17 protein-coding genes are annotated in these 18,782 nt (G+C 59.1%); 2 read left to right on the top strand and 15 right to left on the bottom strand.

What is annotated here, in order from left to right:
• Positions 1–160 precede the first annotated feature (160 nt).
• The 4 genes from AC5O5I_RS13735 to AC5O5I_RS13750 form a co-directional block, all read right to left on the bottom strand.
• Positions 161–601: a hypothetical protein gene (locus AC5O5I_RS13735; protein ID WP_494512710.1), complete on the bottom strand. Its 441-nt coding sequence runs from the start codon at positions 599–601 to the stop codon at positions 161–163.
• Positions 602–719: 118 nt separating this feature from the next.
• Complete coding sequence (locus tag AC5O5I_RS13740; RefSeq protein WP_494512711.1) at positions 720–1,031, bottom strand: hypothetical protein; 312 nt, start codon at positions 1,029–1,031, stop codon at positions 720–722.
• A 73-nt stretch (positions 1,032–1,104) separates the two neighbouring features.
• Positions 1,105–2,385: a tyrosine-type recombinase/integrase gene (locus AC5O5I_RS13745; protein ID WP_494512712.1), complete on the bottom strand. Its 1,281-nt coding sequence runs from the start codon at positions 2,383–2,385 to the stop codon at positions 1,105–1,107.
• 284 nt (positions 2,386–2,669) lie between these two features.
• Entirely contained in the window at positions 2,670–3,797 is a 1,128-nt protein-coding gene (locus AC5O5I_RS13750; RefSeq protein WP_494512713.1) for a hypothetical protein, read from the bottom strand.
• 629 nt (positions 3,798–4,426) lie between these two features.
• Between AC5O5I_RS13750 and rfaD the strand changes: the two genes are divergently transcribed.
• On the top strand, positions 4,427–5,458 hold the full coding sequence (rfaD, locus tag AC5O5I_RS13755) for an ADP-glyceromanno-heptose 6-epimerase (RefSeq protein WP_172285572.1): 1,032 nt from the start codon (positions 4,427–4,429) through the stop codon (positions 5,456–5,458).
• 143 nt (positions 5,459–5,601) lie between these two features.
• On the opposite strand, the gene AC5O5I_RS13760 is transcribed toward rfaD, so the two are convergent.
• From AC5O5I_RS13760 to AC5O5I_RS13785, 6 genes are all read right to left on the bottom strand, one after another.
• On the bottom strand, positions 5,602–6,927 hold the full coding sequence (locus AC5O5I_RS13760; RefSeq protein WP_494512714.1) for an OprD family outer membrane porin: 1,326 nt from the start codon (positions 6,925–6,927) through the stop codon (positions 5,602–5,604).
• 84 nt (positions 6,928–7,011) lie between these two features.
• Positions 7,012–7,350, bottom strand: coding sequence for a DUF202 domain-containing protein (locus AC5O5I_RS13765; protein WP_494512715.1), 339 nt, complete (start codon positions 7,348–7,350; stop codon positions 7,012–7,014).
• Complete coding sequence (locus AC5O5I_RS13770; protein WP_494512716.1) at positions 7,347–7,706, bottom strand: YidH family protein; 360 nt, start codon at positions 7,704–7,706, stop codon at positions 7,347–7,349. Before AC5O5I_RS13770 ends, AC5O5I_RS13765 begins: the two co-directional genes overlap by 4 nt.
• Positions 7,707–7,790: 84 nt before the next feature.
• A complete protein-coding gene (locus AC5O5I_RS13775) occupies positions 7,791–9,128 on the bottom strand; it encodes an MFS transporter (protein WP_494512717.1) in 1,338 nt (445 codons plus the stop codon).
• 76 nt (positions 9,129–9,204) lie between these two features.
• Positions 9,205–11,433, bottom strand: coding sequence for an acetate--CoA ligase family protein (locus AC5O5I_RS13780; RefSeq protein WP_494512718.1), 2,229 nt, complete (start codon positions 11,431–11,433; stop codon positions 9,205–9,207).
• A complete protein-coding gene (locus AC5O5I_RS13785) occupies positions 11,417–12,568 on the bottom strand; it encodes an acyl-CoA dehydrogenase family protein (RefSeq protein WP_494512762.1) in 1,152 nt (383 codons plus the stop codon). The genes AC5O5I_RS13780 and AC5O5I_RS13785 overlap by 17 nt, the downstream gene beginning before the upstream one ends.
• A gap of 157 nt (positions 12,569–12,725) precedes the next feature.
• Here AC5O5I_RS13785 and AC5O5I_RS13790 point away from each other — a divergent pair, with 157 nt between their 5' ends.
• Positions 12,726–13,607, top strand: coding sequence for an IclR family transcriptional regulator (locus AC5O5I_RS13790; protein WP_494512719.1), 882 nt, complete (start codon positions 12,726–12,728; stop codon positions 13,605–13,607).
• Between the two features lie 57 nt (positions 13,608–13,664).
• Here the strand turns inward: AC5O5I_RS13790 and AC5O5I_RS13795 are convergent, their stop codons facing one another.
• Genes AC5O5I_RS13795 through AC5O5I_RS13815 form a run of 5 tightly spaced genes read right to left on the bottom strand, consistent with a single transcriptional unit; the run spans position 13,665 to position 18,782 of the window.
• Positions 13,665–14,807 (bottom strand): hypothetical protein, encoded by a 1,143-nt coding sequence (locus tag AC5O5I_RS13795; protein ID WP_494512720.1) that lies wholly within the window; start codon positions 14,805–14,807, stop codon positions 13,665–13,667.
• Positions 14,804–16,384 (bottom strand): VWA domain-containing protein, encoded by a 1,581-nt coding sequence (locus AC5O5I_RS13800; RefSeq protein ID WP_494512721.1) that lies wholly within the window; start codon positions 16,382–16,384, stop codon positions 14,804–14,806. The genes AC5O5I_RS13795 and AC5O5I_RS13800 overlap by 4 nt, the downstream gene beginning before the upstream one ends.
• A complete protein-coding gene (locus tag AC5O5I_RS13805) occupies positions 16,377–17,390 on the bottom strand; it encodes a vWA domain-containing protein (RefSeq protein ID WP_494512722.1) in 1,014 nt (337 codons plus the stop codon). The genes AC5O5I_RS13800 and AC5O5I_RS13805 overlap by 8 nt, the downstream gene beginning before the upstream one ends.
• Complete coding sequence (locus AC5O5I_RS13810) at positions 17,380–17,850, bottom strand: DUF4381 family protein (RefSeq protein ID WP_494512723.1); 471 nt, start codon at positions 17,848–17,850, stop codon at positions 17,380–17,382. The genes AC5O5I_RS13805 and AC5O5I_RS13810 overlap by 11 nt, the downstream gene beginning before the upstream one ends.
• Positions 17,847–18,782 (bottom strand): DUF58 domain-containing protein, encoded by a 936-nt coding sequence (locus AC5O5I_RS13815; protein ID WP_494512724.1) that lies wholly within the window; start codon positions 18,780–18,782, stop codon positions 17,847–17,849. The genes AC5O5I_RS13810 and AC5O5I_RS13815 overlap by 4 nt, the downstream gene beginning before the upstream one ends.

Consider the following 18,782-nt stretch of genomic DNA (forward strand, 5'->3'; position numbering starts at 1 on the left):
GTACAGGACACCGTGTCGAGAATCGTGGAAGATTCCTGACTAGCACTGCCGAAGACTGCCGGCCGGAAGCCTGGATGGAGGAGGGCGTCGCTAAATAAAGCGGTTTTGTCTCTTGGGTATAGCGAGCGAGCCGCGGCGATGGGCCTAGCTACGAGCACCGCTAGCCATGCAAGACCCCATCTATCTCGTCCTGTGCGGCTTGAACCACCGCGTCGGGGTCGGACGATATGACGTCCTTCGGCAGCTTACCGCCCAAATACGAATTGGATGATTCGAACCATAACGCCATGCCCCAGCCATTCAGCCTGGTGGCCAGCACAGCGATGACACGCTGCATTCCCCGGGCCGCAATGGCCAAGGCGCAGGCATCGATGGCAAAACGTGGAAAGTACTCCACGCCCTCGTAGTTGATAGAGAAGATCGCACCGTCTAAATACCGGCTAGGAGCGCCGGCGCTGAGTTGCTCAGCTAACGCCGGCAGCTGCGCATTTAGCTCAGGCCAGGTCAGCCAATCTCCGCTGGTCATGACTCTGGATTGTGCCTTGGACTGGAAAATCGCCTCTCGGCCGGCAACATTCCTCGCCTTTCGAATTTCGCTCATCTGCGAGACCCTCCTTAAGAATCAGGGGGTAGGGGATGCCGGCAGCCCGTTCTGAGCTGCCCGCTGAGAGATAGACCACCACTAATTCGGATCCAACGGCTGACTGAGGGTCGACCACTCAACGGCGGCCGGTGTCCTGGAAGTAGTCGTCCTGGGCAACCAGGCCCAAATCACCGCCCTCAGCCGTCGGTTCATCACTGAACAGCTGTTGAACGCGACGCTCCTGCTTCACGTACGCCAGGGTCTGGAAAAAGCAGTGCTCGCAGAGGTGTACCTCGAATCGCTGGCCGTCGTGTTCGCTGCCATACCCCCAGCGGGCTTGTAGGGTTCCATACTGGTAACTGCCCGCAGCCAGGCGCGTAGAACTACCGCAGACGTCACACGTGACATCAGTGATGCACTCAATCTCGACCCGCCCGGTAATTTTCACTGTGAATTCCTAGAAAATGGCTTCGTGCCATGTTGGACGGCAGGCTGGCGATCGGCGACCAGGTGATTCGAGTTCAACCGCGGTCACGCATGCCAATGCGCTTAACCGAATGTGCGCGCTCCTGATCATGCGAGTGATAATAGGTGTTCTGGGTTGTACTGAGGTTGCTGTGACGCAAGTCTTCCTGCAGGTCCTTAGGATTGCGCAGCGGCGCGTCAAAGGTGGCCGAAGTGTGACGCAGCCAGTGCGCGGACGCACAGCGCAGACTTTCCATCTCGTGGTTCGCGCGGCCTTCGCTGCGCATCTTCTCTACGGCTTTATCAAACACGGTTTGGAGGAGGGTGCGGATCTGTCGATCAGACAAACCGGCGCGGCCGTTGAGCGTGGTGATCAGCGGCGTAGTTTCTCCTGGATGAGGTAACTCGGGAAGTCCCAGGAATTGCCGATAACGTTTCAAATAGCGCTCTACGTAGATATCCCGCACGGCAATCTTCGCCGCCTTGTTGCCTTTACCCACGGCGAAGTACCACCAATTGCCTTCATCATCTAAACGGAAGTCACCCATGGTGGGTTTCCAGTTTTTACGACCGGCGAGATCGGAAACCCGCAGGTACATGGCGAACAGCGTGGCAACAATAAATAATGTTCGCTCATGCCGCTCCGGTTCGGCGTTCGCCATTGCTTCAACGGTATCCAGGACAAAGTCCCACTGCAGCGGCGTGAGTGCCCGCGAAGAAGTAACTTCCAGCACTTGCGTGGAGAATCGGTGGCCTTTTTTAAGGAGCCGAAAGGGATTCGTTTGAGCGAAGCCATCTTCCACAAGAAACTCATAGAACCGGCTGCAGACCGTATACACCTGGTTCAATGTGCCATTCGCAGCATGATACTCCTGGGTGCTCGGAGTTTCTGCAGCGATCACCTTGCGCGACTTGGTATTAAACGGATGCCATTTGGGGTTGGGGATGTAGGCCTCGCGGGCATCGAGCGCGTGCGGGTTACTGACGAACCGGCTGCGGGTCACCGGACCCATCCAGTCTTCTGGCGGGTTTCGACAGAAACTCAGATAGTCTTGGGCATCCTGGCGCTTGAGCTGGTTCAGTGGTTTGCCTTGGATCAGCAGCGCCCACAGCAGTAAGCGCTCGGTATGACTGCGGTACGAGTTGAACGTCTGGGCGTTGTCGGAAAAGGCGCGCAGAAACGCGCGTACCGCGGCGTAACCGCGGTCAGCCTCCAGTGCGGCGTCACACTCGTCCAGAAAGGCGCCGACGCAGGCCAGCGGTGAGCCGTGCAAACTGAAGTCTTGCTCGATGAAGTTATCGTGGGTTTCGAACAAGGGTTGGGGTGCGCGCGCCATGAAATACCAGCCAGAATTTTGAAGACAATAGACTTCCAGTTATGACAGTAATCGGAAGTCAGAAGCATTTTGGTCAGAATGATCTCAACCTATCGATGGTACCCGCCAGGCCTTAAACACGCAACGTAGCCATGGGCGCTTGGGGCAACGCAACCCTAAACAATCATTGCTTTAATGGTAGGCGACTTATTTCCGGCTTACCACTAAGGCGGAAATTATGAAAATAGCCAGTACTAGGGCATAAAATGCAGTCGATCAACAACCCTGTTGGTTCTTGCAAAAACTCACATATCAAAAATCGTGGTCGAGTCAGCGGAGAATCGGCTGTGCAGGGCATTAAGCGTCTCGTAAGCCAATCTACCGCGCGTCTCGCCAAACCCATAGGTATCAATAGCGCTCATAATGCTAGCCGTACGGATACTGTCCATGCGAGCCCCCGAAATTTGTTTAGTAAATGTTGCATCACAGCCGTCTCTCGCCATCAGATCTGCCGCCGCAAACGAAACCTCTTTCATGATATTACCAATTTGTCTGACGCCTAATCCTGGCCTTCCGCTTACTGTAGTGAAAAGTGCAACATCTGGCATTCTGCCTTGGCTAAGTGGGACATCTCGAGCATTCAGATAGCGTTCAAGGTAGGGGGTAAATTCAGCAGGAGCGCTAATCTTAAAAGATCTGCCGGCATCAAAAACCAAGTAATTCCAAGACGAATCCTTGTGAAAGCTAGAAAGTGTTGGCTGCCAAAACTTATTTCCTGACATAAACCTGACAGGAACCAGAAGATACATTGTCATGGCCAAAATAAACAGGGATCGCTCATGCGCCGAGTCATGCTCACACATGTACTTTGCCGCCCTTAAAAGATATTCCAGATGCTTCCTTTCCAGTCTCCCCACCAGCGACACACCCTTGCCACCAATACTATTGATGAATGAAGCTTCCACTTGCGAAGCGGGGTTAACCTCCAGAAGGGACATGCTCGCTAAATGGTCGAATACTTGGATGCATATCGATCTAATCCCTGTGAGCGCTCTTGGTCCGGACACCTCGCTGGTCGATGCTCTCGAAAAGGGGCGCCACCAATCATTCATTGCCCGTGCTCCATCATCCCCAGAAACAAATCGGCGTAATGGACTAGCTGCTATCCAGCTATCGGGCGGTGAAGCACAAAATCTCAGGAAATCCTTAAAATCCTGCACACGCAAACTAGCAAGCGGTTGTTGTCGTTCGGCCCAGGACCAGAGCAATAACCGCTCAGTGACACCACGGTAATAGGCATAGGTAGAGCTGATCTCGGCCGATTGATCATGCCGAATATAAGCCGCAAGAAACAACCTGAGCGCATCAAATAGAGCAATGGGGTTTTCTTCATGCTTAAATTTTTCAATATACCCACGAATCTGCGGGTGCAACTCGAAGTACCTATCCAAGGGGAGCGTGATTGTGTCTTGATCAGAATATATTGGACGAGGCTCAATCATAACGACCGTTCACATTGCAAGGATGGACTGAAGTATAGCTTAGGCATCGCTTGCGGACATGCGAAGCGGGATTCGCATCTATGAGGTGCAGCAGCACCTAGGATTTATCATTTACGAATCTCACAAATAATCTCTAAGCTATTGAGTTTTGGGAGTTAAAGGGTTTGGCTACGTGCGGAATTATCATCTATGAGTAACATGATTTTTGGGTCGTTCCACGTCGATTTCGCGCATTTGGAGAGCACGTCAAGGCTGGAGCAGGCATGCCAATACAGCTAAGTCACTGATTTTTCATGCGCATCTATGGATAACAAAATTCGCATCTATGGATGCCGGTCACAGTTGAAACGGACACAACAAGCACACGCTATCGTAATACTGCATTTAACATAATATGCATTATCCGAACCTCCGCATTTTGCACGTGAGGCCAGGCCACGCAGATTTGAAGACAGCTCAAGCCCCACAATCACCTTAACCCTCATTTCCATGACCCAGGTTAAGGTTACTCATCCTGCCGCACTCAAAATGAAGCTCCGCACCCTCACGGGGATTCTCCTATGAGCATCATCGTAACCGGCGCCGCAGGTTTCATCGGCAGCAATCTCGTACAGGCGCTCAATCAACGCAGCGAAACCGAGATTATTGCGGTCGATGACCTGACTGATGGCGACAAGTTCTGCAACCTGGCCGACTGCGACATCGCCGACTATCTGGACAAGGACGACTTTCTCGAGCGCTTCAGGCTTGGCCAGTTCGGCAACGTGCGCGCGGTACTGCACCAAGGCGCGTGCTCGAGCACCGTGGAAGCCGACGGCCGTTTCATGATGGACAACAACTACCGGTTCAGCCGTGAACTGCTGGCCGTTGCGCAACAACAGCAGATCCCGCTGTTGTATGCCTCGTCGGCAGCGGTCTACGGCGCGGGACAGGACTTTCGCGAACAGCGCGATTGTGAGCGCCCGCTGAACGTCTATGGCTATTCCAAATTCCTGTTCGACCAGCACGTCCGCCGGCAGCTACCCGGTGCACGCAGCCAGATCGTCGGGTTGCGTTACTTTAATGTCTACGGGCCCCATGAGCAGCATAAAGGCCAGATGGCGTCGGTGGCGCTGCACTGTTTCAATCAGTACCAGGTCAACGGCAAGGTCATGCTGTTCGGTAGCTATGGCGATTACCCCAGCGGTGGTCACCTGCGCGACTTCGTGTCCGTGGACGACGTGATCAAGGTCAACCTGTTCTTCCTGGACCGCCCACACTTGAGCGGCCTCTACAATGTCGGCAGCGGCCGAGCACAAACCTTCAACGATGTCGCCCTGGCTGTTATCAATCGCCTGCGCGCGCAACAAGAGCAGCCACCACTTTCATTGGCGATGGCATTGCTCGAAGGTGTTTTGGAGTATGGGGATTTCCCTGATCACCTGCGTGGCAAATACCAGTGTCATACGTGCGCAGACCTGGAACGCTTGCGCGCGCAGGGTTTTGACGCAGCAACGTTAACGGTTGAGCAAGGCGTTTCGCGGTATTGCGACTGGCTGCTGGGAGGGTTCCGCCCGCCCCTTGCTGTTGAACGTAAAGCAGGAGTGGCTTGATGATTTGTACGCTTTTGCATCAGCCAGGTTGGTAAGGGATCATAATAACTACGCTAAATAGTCATTTAGCATAGTTATATGTCAGCATCCACCACCCGCGGCATCAGAAACAAAACCATCTCGGTCAGCGTCTTCATCACAGCTCAAAACAGTGCCAAGGTGTAGCTGATAATCACACGAGTCTGGTCTTGAGCATCTGCCACCTCGGAGCGCAGCGCAGCCTGGCGCCAACTCAAGCCCACACCTTTGAACAGCCCTGTCTGGATGACATAGTCCAGTGCAAGGTCGCGTTCCCACTCCTTCTGCTCAATGCCGGAGATCGTCTTGATGCCATCGCCTTTGAGGTAGACCACCGACGCACGCAATCCCGGGGCGCCCAGCGCGGCAAAATCATACCCATACTGACCAAACCAGGTGCGCTCACCCGCCCGGTTGAAGGTGGCGAGCATGCGGTCGGTGAACAGGTAGACACTCGCGCCAGCGGCACCTTTTTCCGGCAAGGCGCCCTGATTGGGCTGAACAAAAGCGCTGGCGTCGGAAACGCTCTGGTAACCACCCGTCAACCCATGCCCACCTAGGGTATAAGTGAATATCGCGCTCCAGGTGCGGTTGTCGATTTCGCCAGAACCATCACGGGTATAACCGTTGACCCGGTAACCCTCGGCACGACCGCGGGCAGAGCCGTTGGCACCACTGGCACCGGTGTCGAAGTAGCGCAGGTCGGCCTTTAGCGACTGCCCTGCCCCCAAGGCGACCGTATGTTGCAACCCCAGGAACTGCTGGGTGTAGTAGTTCTCGAGGTTGGCCGCGTAGTATTGAACGAGCGACCCCTTGGTGAAGTTGTAATCGATTCCGGCAAACAGTAGTGCGTCGCTCTCCCGTGTTCCGCCCAACACTGCCAGGCCCGTACGGTCAGCGGAAGCCCGCCCTGTAGCATGTTCCAGCCGGCCGGCGGTGAGGGTCAGGTTGTCGAAATCGTTACTGGTGAACTGTATGCCTTCGAACGTCTGCGGGAGCAGGCGACCGTCGTTCGACATGAGGATCGGTAGCTTCGGTTGCAGTGTGCCCACCCGGGCCTCGCTCTTGCCCAGTCTGGCCTTCCCAGTGACTCCCAAGCGACTCCACTGAGCAGCCGCCTTGGTGTTGTCATCCGGAATCATGCTGCTACCGCGATGGTCCCCTGCTCCACTGTCCAGGGTCACGCCTTGAAAAACCAGTGCGTCGGCGCCGAAACCCACGAAGCTGGCGGTGAAGCCCGAGGTGTAATTGAGCATGAACCCTTGGGCCCACTCTTGCGTTTTACTCTGCCCCGCCGGACCCGATTGGTCGCGAAAATCACTGTTGAAGTACATGTTGCGCGAGGCCAGTTTGGCATGGCTGTCATTGACGAAATCTGCGCGAGCAGCCTGGCCTGCAGTGCAGGCCAAAGTGCCCAGAAGAAGTGCTTTGAGAGTTGAGAGCTTATTCATCGCAAAGGTTTCCCGCGGGCGCTTGCACGCCCTTTTTTTATTTTTTGTTCAAGGGATTTTGAGCTTTAGGGTGAACGGGTTGAATCAACAGTGCGTGGTAATGGAGGCGATGGCAGTGACACAGGCACCCCATGTGATGACAGTTACTGTCGCAAGAGCAATCGCAGGTGGCGCAGTGGATGCCTGGGCACTCGACAGTTGTCGACGACGCCACCCGCCATACAGCATCACAACACCTGAAGTGGCCAGTAACGCGAAGGCCAGCGAGGTGATCGCGACTGCCTGGTTCACCCAGCCCGAGCGCAGTGCCAACAAGGCATTAGCAAGGATCGCCCATCCGGTCCGGCTCCACGACAACGCCGTGCGTTCGGCCTGCAGGCCCGGATCTCTTGACTGCTGCCAGTCAACGCCAGGGACGCTCACAACAGTCTCGCCATCAGCAGGGCCACAATCGCAGCCGCGATACCCGCCATGGCAATAGCAATCACTGGAATCGCAATGGTTTGAGGCAGCCTGCGTGAATGACGCATTGCGATTTCATTGGCGCGCCAGCGTACATAAGCCACTGAGCAGAGCAACGCCGCCAGCCCCCCAAAGGCGATGGCAAGGCACATGACAAGACCATGCGGTCCAAGTCTGGCGGAAAACTGATCGAGCACGACACCGCCGGCCAATAGCGCCAAGGCCGTGCGGATCCACGCAAGAAAGGTACGTTCATTGGCCAGTGAAAACCGATAGTCCGGCTCTTCACCTTGTTGACGCCAGAGCGGCTCACGCATCACAGGTTCCTTTTGGGGTGTATTGAAATGCACCGATGAACGCCAGCGCCAGGCGCTGGCGTTCACCGCATGCTGGTTGCAGGCCTAAGGCTGTGCACCTGCCTTGCGCGCCGGTATGCCCATCAAGATGACCAGTGCGCCAATGGTGGTGGCGACCCCCAGGATCGTCAGCCCGGCATAAATGCTGCCTGTGCTGGACTTCATCCAGCCAACCAGCGTCGGGCTCATGAACTGCCCGATTCCGCCCAGACTGGTAATCAAGGCGATACCACCGGCCTTGGTGCTGGCACTCAGGAACGTCGGCGGGATGGTCCAGAACACTACAAAGCCTCCATAGGATGCTGCAGCGGCCAGTGCAAGCAGTGTCATGGCAAACACCAAGCTGTGAGCGACCAGTGGCAACGACGCAAAGCAGATGGCGACAACAGTGCTGCAGGCAAAAAGGTGCCAGCGCCGTTCCATCCGCAGATCCGAACTTCGGCCCACGAAATAGGTACCCGCCGCGCCGGCGATGAACACCAGGCCCGACAGCAGGCCGACGTCCATCAGGTCTTTCACACCGAAGTCCTTGATGATGGTCGGCACCCAGAACCCGATGGCATTGAACGACAGCACCACGGTGAAGTACCCCACGATGCCGACGTAGAGTTTGGGGTTGCGCAACGCATCACCCACGGCATGCCCTTTGCCGCTGTTCGTGCTGGTTTCCTCGGCGGCCAGGTCGCCCTGCACAATTGCCTTTTCACGCTCGCTAAGCCAGGTGGCATCACCAGGTCGGTCGCACAGGTAGTAGAACGCGACAACCCCCAAAACCACTGCGGGTATGCCTTCAAGCAGAAACAGCCATTGCCAGCCGTGCAGGCCATGCACACCTGCAAAGGAGGTCATGATCCAGGTGGACAAAGGGCCGCCAAGGATGCCGGCCGTGGCGGCTCCCATCATGAAGAAGCCGATCACACGACCTCGGCGTGCAGCCGGAAACCAATAGGTCAAATACAGCATGACACCCGGAAAGAAGCCCGCTTCAGCGGCTCCCAAAAAAAACCGCATGACGTAGAACTGCATGGGCGTGCTGACGAACATCATGGCGCTGGAGATCAGGCCCCAGAGCACCATGATGCGCAGGAACGTACGGCGGGTACCAATGCGTTGCATCAACAGGTTGCTCGGCACTTCAAACATTACATAACCGATAAAGAACAATCCCGCGCCCAGCCCGTAGGCCGCCTCGGAAAAGCCCAGGTCGTTCATGAATTGAAGCTTGGCGAAACTGATGTTGGCGCGGTCCAGATAGGAGACGATGTAACACAGAATAAGAAATGGCAGGAGCCGAAGCGTCAGCTTGCGGTAGGTCTGTTCAGCCTCGGCGGGGGCACACTGGGCTACCTCAGTTAAAACGGGGGAGTGCTGGGAAATGTTCATATAACCCTCGTTGACTGCAATCGTGAAGTCGCAGCGGCCGGTGTTCTCGGCCGCCAGAATTTCAGCTGGACAGGCCTTAAATGGCTAGGGCATCCCGCGCGCCAATCAACGCTCGGGCAACCTCGGTGTCTGTTGGGAACGGCTTGGCAAGCGCGTCCCCTGCCCTCACCCCTTCTCCTGCTTTCAACACGAACAACGGATTGATATCGAACTCCTGCACGACTTCACGTAAATCGATCGCCATGGCCGACAAACGCATCAGCGTATCGATCACTGCATTCAAATCCGCCTGAGGACGCCCGCGGGCCCCTTCGAGGATGGGGAATGAACGCAGCTCACGCAGCATCGATTCCGCCTCGCAACGGGTGATTGGCGCCAGGCGGAAACTGACGTCCTTCATCACCTCGGCATAAATGCCACCAAAACCTACCATGACTGCAGGACCAAACAGGGGATCGTTCTTGATACCCAGGATCAACTCGGTGCCGCCGCTGACCATTTCCTGAACCAGTACACCGTCCAGCACAGCGTCCAGCGCATAGGCACGTGCATTGTGGATAATGTCATTGAAAGCGGCCGTTACGGCGGCGGTACCCTGCACCCCGACGCGAACGCCCCCGGCTTCGGTTTTATGAGGAATTTCAGCCGACTGGATCTTCATGACCACCGGCATGGGCATGGTCGAGGCAATGCGGGCCGCCTCCTCGGGGCCGGTTGCCAGCGCTTCTTGTGTCACGCTGATGCCATAGGCATCCAGCACCTGCTTGGCTTCGAACTCAGTCAAATCCAGGCTACGCCCGCGCATTGCCTCGCGCACCAGAGGGCGTGCCAACACCAGCGGTTCCTCGCTCACTGCCTGGGCCACACGACCGCGCGCTTCAGCGAAGGCCCACAACGCAGTGGCGCCACGGGCACAGCGAACCGGCGACTGGTAACGCGGAATACCCGCGGCATCGAGAATGTCATAGGCCTCCTGAACACTGGCAGGGTCGGCGTTCCAGGCAACCAGTACCGGAATACCGCGCGCTTCACTGATGCGCACGATTTCCTGAGCAAGTTCTGTCGCCAACTTGCCGCTGGCCGCCGCCAGGGCGAGCCCGATCATGTCTACGTTTGGATCGTCGGCCAGTTTCTCCAAGGTCACCCGCAGCAAGCTGGCGTCGGAGAGAAGGCTGGCCGTTACATCCAGCGGGTTGGCAACCGCCGCAAATGAAGGAAGGACTTCCTTGAGCGCAGCCGTGGTAGACGGGGCCAGTTCAGGCAACTGCAGGCCACCGGCGGCGGCACCATCTGCCATGGCAATTCCGGCACCGCCGGAGATCGTCACGATGGCCAGGCGGTTGCCTTTGGGAGCCCGGCCGCAAAGCAGCGCCTTGGCACAATCGGCCAGATCGCCCACATCGTTGACTTCAATGATTCCGCTTTGCCGGAAGGCGGCGCGGTACAACGCCATGGAGCCTCCCAGGTTGGCGGTGTGCGAGGCCGCAGCCCTGGCGCCTGCTTCCGAGGTGCCGACCTTCCAGATGAGCATCGGCTTGCCGGCACTCAGCGCACGGCGACCGATCGACAACAAGCGATGCGCGTCCTGGAAGCCCTCGACGTAGCCGGCGATCACCCGGGTTTGGGGGTCGTCGATCATGGCTTCCATGAAGTCCAGCGAAGTGGTCACCGACTCGTTGCCGGTAGACACGTAGTGCCTGAAGCCGATGCCCTCCTGGCTGGCCAGCATCACGATCGAGTTGCCGAATGCGCCACTCTGCGAGGTCAGGCTCAGATGGCCTTTGGGGTACGTCAGCCCATAGGGCGCACCGAAACCGACATGAATGCCCTCACTGACGTTCATGTAACCCTGGCAGTTCGGACCCGTCACGTGCATGCCGAACGAGCGGGCAATGGCGGTGATGTGGCGTTGCGCCTCGGCGCCCTCCTCGCCGGCCTCGGCAAAGCCTGACGACAGAATGACCGCGAATCGGCACCCCTTCGCGCCCAAGTCGGTGAGCACGGCGGGCACCCGTTGGGCGCCGACAGCAATCACCGCGACGTCCGGAACAACCGGGAGCGATGCAACATCGGGGTAACAGGTCAGCCCCGCAACCTCCGTGTAACGTGGGTTGACCGGCAGTATCTGGCCGGAAAAGGCCTTGGACTGGAGGTGGGCGATGGGTTGCCCGCTGATGGAGGCGAGATCCTGGGAGGCACCGATCACCGCGATGCAGCGCGGATTGAAGAACAAATCGAAAGTAGACATGACGACTTCCTGCAACAGAGGAGAATGGTCGGCGCTCGCCTTAGCGGTAAGCGGCAAGCAACTGCTTGGCGATGTTGAGCTGGTGGATCTGGCTGGTCCCCTCGTAGAGGCGGAACGGGCGGACATCCCGGTACCAACGCTCGATAGGGGCATGGTCAGCGATGTATCCAGCGCCACCAAACATCTGCACGCAGCGATCGGCGACACGCCCGCACATCTCTGTTGCGAAGTACTTGCACATCGAAGCTTCAAGCACCACATCCTCGCCGCGATCGCGCTTACGGGCGGTTTCGAGGATCATCGACCGGGCAGCGAAGATTTCGGTCTGACAGTCGGCAATCATGGCCTGGACCAACTGGAAGTTCGCGATCGGTTGGCCAAACTGGACACGCTTCGTCGTGTGCTCGATGGCCATTTCCAACATACGGATGGCCGGCCCGGTGGACAGGGCCGCCAGATGGATACGTTGTTTGTTCAGGGTCTTCATGACGGTCTTGAAGCCATTGCCTTCGATGCCGATCAAGTTGGCCGCCGGGACCCGACACTCATTGAAGTAGACGTCGCCAACAGGCGAGCCCTCTTGGCCCATCTTGCGGTAGGGCTCGCCAGTGGAAAGCCCCGGCATGCCGCGTTCGACGATAAACACCGACACGCCTTTGGCGCCCTTGCTCCCAGGCTCGGTTCGGGCAGTGACGGTGAATACATCGGCGAGCGAGGCATTGGTGATGTAGCACTTCACGCCATTGAGAATGTAGCTGTCACCCTCTCGCCGGGCGGTGGTTTGCACATTGGTCGCTTCGGAACCTGCGTTCGGTTCGGTAACCGCCAAACTACCCGTCCACTCACCGCTGGCCAGGCGTGGCAGATAGCGTGACTTCTGCTCGTCCGTGCCGTCCGCGACAATCCCTTCGGAACCGATACCGGTATTGGTGCCAACACGAGCGCGCACCGCCACCACGGCTTGAGACAGTTCGAATGCACCCAGTACCAGCTCCTCGGTAGTCAACCCCGAGCCGCCGTAGGTTTGCGGAATGCTCCAGCCGAAATAGCCGTTGTCTCGCAGTGCCTGCACCAAATCGGCAGGTACTTCGTCGAAGCGCTCGATCTCCGCTTCTCTGGGGATCGCCTTTTCACGCACGAAACGACGAACTTGATTCATGAAGATTTCGAACGCCTGCTGATCACGTACCATTATTGGTTTCCTATCGTGTTTTTTGTAGTTGTTGATAGGTATATGGCGACGAATATCGAAGTCGAACAACTACTGTTCCACCATGCAGAACACAGTTTGAATAGTTGGAACAAAGCTGCCAGCATCAGTGGGGAACCGAATCTGTGGAGTCGTGAAGATGGACACCCCCCGCAAGCGCGCGTCGCAGACCGTATTGCAAGCCGCAGCGCACCGCAATCTTGGCCCGGCTGCAGATTGGCAATCTCCGGCCAGGCACTACCTTTCAGATGAGTTTGCCGAGGATCGGCAATTCGCAACGACACTGGCGCGTGGCCTAGAGATCTTGCATTGCTTCACCGCGCGGGATACCCAATTGGGCAATGCGGAGCTGGTCGCACGAACCGGGATGCCAAAAGCCACGATTTCGCGCTTCACCTACACCCTCATGCGTCTGGGCTATCTACGCATCAATCGGCTGAACAACAAGTACCAGCTAGGCTCAGCCGTGCTGTCGCTGGGTTATCCACTGCTTGCGAGCCTCAATATCAGGCAAATCGCCAGACCCTTCATGGGCGAACTGGCGGATCATATACGCGGTTCGGTGTCTCTCGGCATGCGCGATCGGCTTAGCGTGGTGTATCTGGAAAGCAGCCGCAGCGCCGCCCCGATGAGTCACCCACCTGACGTTGGGCTGAGTTATCCGATCGCCCGGACAGCGATGGGCCGCGCACTCATTGCCGCCTCTTCGCGTGAAGGGCGTACAGCGCTGCTCAACGAGATCAAAGTCAGAACGCCAGACGATTGGAACACCTTCCATACCCGCATCGAAGACAGCATTCAGGAGTTCCACGAGCGAGGATTTTGCGCCTCATATGGCGACCTTCGCCGTGACATTCATGCGGTTGCGGTCCCCATGCGGGCCATGTCCGATGGTGAGATCCTGGTATTCAACTGCGGCGTGCCGGCGTTCATGCTCAACGAGGGACAACTCACGAATGATATTGGTCCGCGGCTTGTTTCCATGGTGCGCAGCATCGAAGGAATGATGGGTATTTATTAAGTCAACAAGGTAAGACGCATCGGCGCCGGCTTGCGTTACTGGGCAGAAAGCACCCCATCAGGGCCGAAGGGGTTGGCCTCCCGGTTGAACCTCGTGCGGCTCTACCCTCGCTAGCTCGGGCAATTGATAACGCAGCACAGCCACCCGCCTAGCAGTTTTACACAACTGCCAGCGTGCATGCGACCAGCGACATGCGCCTTTGAACGCCTGCCACAGGCGCCGACGCAACGACACCAGGGCCACCAGCGCCAAAAAGCCGGACACGCCCGCCGCCAAGGTTTGCCCAGGAATAATGCTCAACCGGTCGACCAGCCCCAAGGCCAGCACCGAGTTGTCCTCCCGGCCACCCGCGCTGCGCACCTCACCACCCGGCAGCCGCGCAGTACGGAACATTCGGCTAGTCAGGTCATACCAATGCAAGGTGACCGGTTGCACGGTCACCTTACCACCGGCCTGGGGAGCGTATAGCCAAGTCAGCTTGAGTTCTCCCCCGGTGAAATCACCGTAGTTGTTCAGGTCGGTGGCTTCGCTCTGTGGGTCGACGACCCCGGCATCGGCTTGCAGCGCGGGTATCTGGCTGGCCTGGATGCCGTTGGCGTGGACCACGATGCGCCGCTCCAGCAGGTCGCCAGCCGCGAGGGTTGTCCCGGCTAACGCGTCCGGAGCAATATCCTCATGCTCGCCATTGGCCAACTGGCGCTGGAATGCCTGCGTCAGTTGCAGGCTGGACGCGGGCAAGAAATGCTCGAGCCCATCGGCACCTGCGGGCAAGGCAACTTGAATGCGCAGCGGGTCGAAGACCGGCTCAGGCGAGTCGGGCTGATCCGGGTGGACCTTGATCGTCTGTGGCGTAAGCACCAGCTCGCCTTGGTCAATGGGGGTCAACACATAGTTCTGGGTAGCGCCGCGCTGGCTGAACCCTGCGTTGTCGCGCTCGATCGACGGCGACAGCATCAAAAGCTTGGTCAGCGTTGCGCCCTGCATGTCCCAATCCGGATAACGCGGGTACCAGTTCTCACCCTTGGGCATCCACACCGTGACCTTCATCAGCACAGCCTGCTTGGGCACCAGGACCGCTGGCAGACTAGCAGCGGGATCGTCTACCGCCTGCAGCACCACGCTGGCCTCCCAGGCCGCGCTTTCGGCATTGGCCAGTCCAGGCGTGCACAGCACCAGCATCAATAGCCCAGCCCTGATCATTGCGGCTGCTCCGGACTGTCCTGCTGCCGGGACTGCAGCAGGAACAACGCCTTGAGCATGTCCCGTGGCGAGCTTTTCACGTTGGCCATCCACTGCTGTGCTTCAGCCTCGCTGAGCGCCGTGCTCGCCGGCGCTCGCTGCTGAGCGCTACGCGGGGTGTCGACATCGACCACTATGCCGGTGACATCGCCCTGCTCGGGATCGCCGGGCTGGCGTTGGCCCGGTCGCTGCGCCGCGGCGTCCAGCGCCGCCTGTACCGCTTTGGCGTTGGCCCGGGCCTGCTGCAGTTGCGGGTCGAGTTCCAACGCTTGCTGGTAAGCCTTCAGCGCGGCCTGGTACCGGGACTGCTGTGCAAGGCTGTTGGCCAGGTAGAAATAGCCCTCGGCCGTGTGCACTTGGCGAAAAGCAGCAGCGGCCTGGGCGTAATCCTTGGCGAGGTAGTAGGCCCTGCCCTGGCGGTACGGGTCGGCGAACAACGCGCCCGCCGCTTTGTAGTCGCCATTCTCCATCGCCTGCTGACCCTGCTGGTCCGCTGTCCACCAAGCACTTTGCCAATCCGCCCGCGCTTCGCCGGTGTAGGTGCCGGTCAGCAACAATAGCGGCGCTGCGATGCTCAACAAGCGTATGCGGCGTTGCAACCACAATGCCGGCAACAACATGATCGACACCAGCAGGTATCCGCTGTCCTGCCACTGCCAGCGCGCATCGCTGGCCTGCTGCTGAGTCTGCTGTCGCTCGATGTGCCGAGCTAGCCAGGCAACGTCCTGGTCATCGCCCCGCATCTGGGTGACGGCGATACCTTGCGCCTTCAATGCAGCGAAGCTGGCCAAGGGCACGGCGGTGCCGGGGTTTTGCGCACCGTCAGGGGCAAAGCGCAGCGCAGCCCCTGCGGCCGTGCCCGCCACCAGCACTTGCAGCGCTGGATGCCGACCGTGCGCTGCGGCCAGCGCCTTGCTGCCTTGCTCATCGAGGTTGTCGCTGATCAGTAGCAGGTTGCTCGGCAGTTGGCTGGCGGCAGCGCTGCGTTCGGCGAGTTGCAACGCGTGCTCGAGCCCTGTCGCAGTGCCCTCTGTGCGGGGCATCAGTTCCGGCTCCAACGGCTGCAGGTACAGCTCGAAGAAGCGCTCATCGGCGGTCAGTGGTATGGCCAGGTGCGCTGTGCGGTCGTAGACCACTACTGCGAACGCCGCCTGCGGCAGGCGTTTGCGCAAGGCATCGATCTTGGCCTTGGCCGCCCGATTGCGATTCGGCAGCGCATCGCCGGCGTACATCGAATCACTGTTGGCCAGTATCACCACCACCGCCAGCTTGCCTTGGGCATCGGCGGGCAGCTGCTTGCTCCAGGTCGGTCCGCACAGCGCCAGCATACCCAGGGTGAGCAGCAACCACAGCAGGTCGCTGGCGGTGACAGCACGCTTGCTGCCCTGGTTGACCAGCAGGGCCTTGGCAAGGTGCGCGTCCATCACCGTATGCCACTGCGAGCGTTGCGCGCCGCGGCGTCGGGCGATCAACCCTGCTGCCAGGCAGGCCACCGCAGCGAGTAACCACCACGGCCGTAACAGGTGAAATTCATCCATCGGCCCGCTCCCTGGCGCGAAGCGGGTAGATCATAAGCCCCAGTACTACCAGCGCTCCGAGCAACGGGAAGCTGTACAAGGGTTGGCGGTACGACCAGCCCAACTGCTTCACTTGCCGGGGCGCGAGCCGATCGATCTCGGCGTAGATGCCCCGTAGCGACGCCAGATCGCCGGTGGCGCGGTGGAAGGTGCCACCGGTGGAGGCGGCCATTTTCTGCAGCAAGGCAAGGTTCATGGTAGCCTCGCGGTCCTCGCCCATGGCAATGGTATGGACCTGCACATGCGCTTCGCGCGCCAGGCGCAGCGCCACTTCGGGTGGCAGGGTGGATGAAGTGTCCTTGCCGTCGGTGAGCAACACCACCATACGCTCCTTGCCCTGCCCGGTAGACTCGCCGCTGTCGGCGCTGGCGAGCATTTTCAAGGTGGCGCCCAACGCATCGCCCATGCTGGTCTGCGCGCCGGCCATGGCCGGCTCGAGTTCGCCCACGCGCTCGGTCAGCACCTGGTGCTGACGGCTCAACGGTGCGAACGGATACGCCTGGCTGCCGAAAACGATCAGGCCGATGGCATCGTCCTTGCGCGCTTCGATGAAGTCACGTACTGCGGTTTGCATGGCCTGCAGCCGAGTTATGCTTTGGCCCTGCGCGTCATGCATGTCCTCGGTGGCCATCGATCCGGACACATCGAGCACCAGCACCAGATTGCGCACCGACACCATCTGATATTCGGCAGGCATCGACAATTGCGGGCGAGCGGCAGCCAGTACCAGCAAGCACCACGCCAGCATGCCTGCAAAGCGCAAGCGACGATGCCTCTCGCGCCTGCCGGACAGCCCCGCTTGCGCAGCTGGCAGAAGTTGCGGCAGGTTTGGTACACGCACAGCCTGTTGCCCTGAGGTGCGCGGCGCGGGCAACCAACGCAGCGCCAGCGGTAACGGCAACAGCACACATAGCCAGGGCCACTGCAGGCCCAGCCGTGGCAGCAGCTCCAGTAGATCAGCGAACATCCGGCAGCTCCGCGAGCCACTGCTCAAAGGCGCCGGCAAGGCGCTGGTTGAGCAGTGGCTCCAGGGTTTGGCTGGCGCGATGATGCCCGTCGATCAACGCTTGCCGGCCAGGTTCGTCAAGCGCCTGCAAGGGCTGCAGCAGATCATGGTCGCTCAGGGTGGCTACCTGCTCACGTGGTACTTGCACCAGCCAGACGCGCTTGATCAGCGCGAACCAGGTATCGACATCAGCGTGGTCCCTGGCGACTATCGCCAACGCCCGCGCCTGGCGCTTCCAGCGCCGCCGGCGATAAAGCCGGTAGCGCCGCCACGCCAACACCAATAACAGGCCCAGACCTGCCAGCAGCAACAGCTTCCAGGCCCAAGTCTGCGGGAACATGCTGACGGGTGCGGGCAGGCTAAGCTCGGCCAATTCGGGTAAGTCCATACCCGGAACATCGGTTCGCCCCGGCTGGCTCATGGGCTACCTCCGGCAAGCCCCAGTGCCTCGCACAGCTGTTCATTGGCATCGCGATAGGTGGTCATCGGGGCCATGCCCATGCCGGCCTTGGCAATACGCTGCTGCAGCAGCGCCAGGTTGCCCTCGGCCTGCGCCTTGATCGCATCGCGCTGCGCGCCTGAAGCAATTTGCAGCTGCGTCTGGATACCGCCATAGGTGGCGAGAAACTGCCCCTCTTGCGGCCAGTGGTCGAGAATGCCGTCATACACCGGCAAAGCCAGCCCCTGGGTGCGCGCCGCGAGCTGGCCGAACAACGACCAGGCAGCCTCGTCGAAGGCATGGAAATCACTGATCAGCACCACCAACGCGCCTCGGGCCGACAGCTGCAACATGCGCTGCAAGGCCAATGGCATCTGCGCTCCCGCCTGGGTCTCACCTTGGCCTGCGGACAACGCCTGATTGGCCATAGCCAACTGAGCCAAGTTGTTGAGCAAATGGCCTCTGTGCTCACGCACTTGGCTTGCCAGCAACGTTTTCTCCTGAACGATCACCAGCCCATGGGGCTGCTTGCGATGGTGAGCCATCCACAACAGTTGTGCGGCAATTCGCGCAGCGAGCACCGACTTGAGTTGTCGGCGAGTGCCAAAGAACATGTCGTTGGTCTGGTCGACCAGTACCACCAGCATGCGCTGGCGTTCTTCGTTGAACACGCGCACGTAAGGCGCGCCGCCCATACGCGCGGTTACATTCCAGTCGATGTCGCGCACATCGTCGCCGTGCAGGTACGCGCGGACCTGGTCGAACGCGCCGCCGCGGCCATTGATCCTGGAAGGCCGGTTACCGGTCAGCAGGTTGTGGCTCACTTGGGCAAAGCTCACGGCCATGCCGGCCGTTAGCGCCTGGTAGGCAATCAGCTCATCGAGCCCAACGTAAACGCCTTCCTGCGCAGCCAT

Source organism: Pseudomonas sp. 9_2_1, from assembly GCF_059295275.1.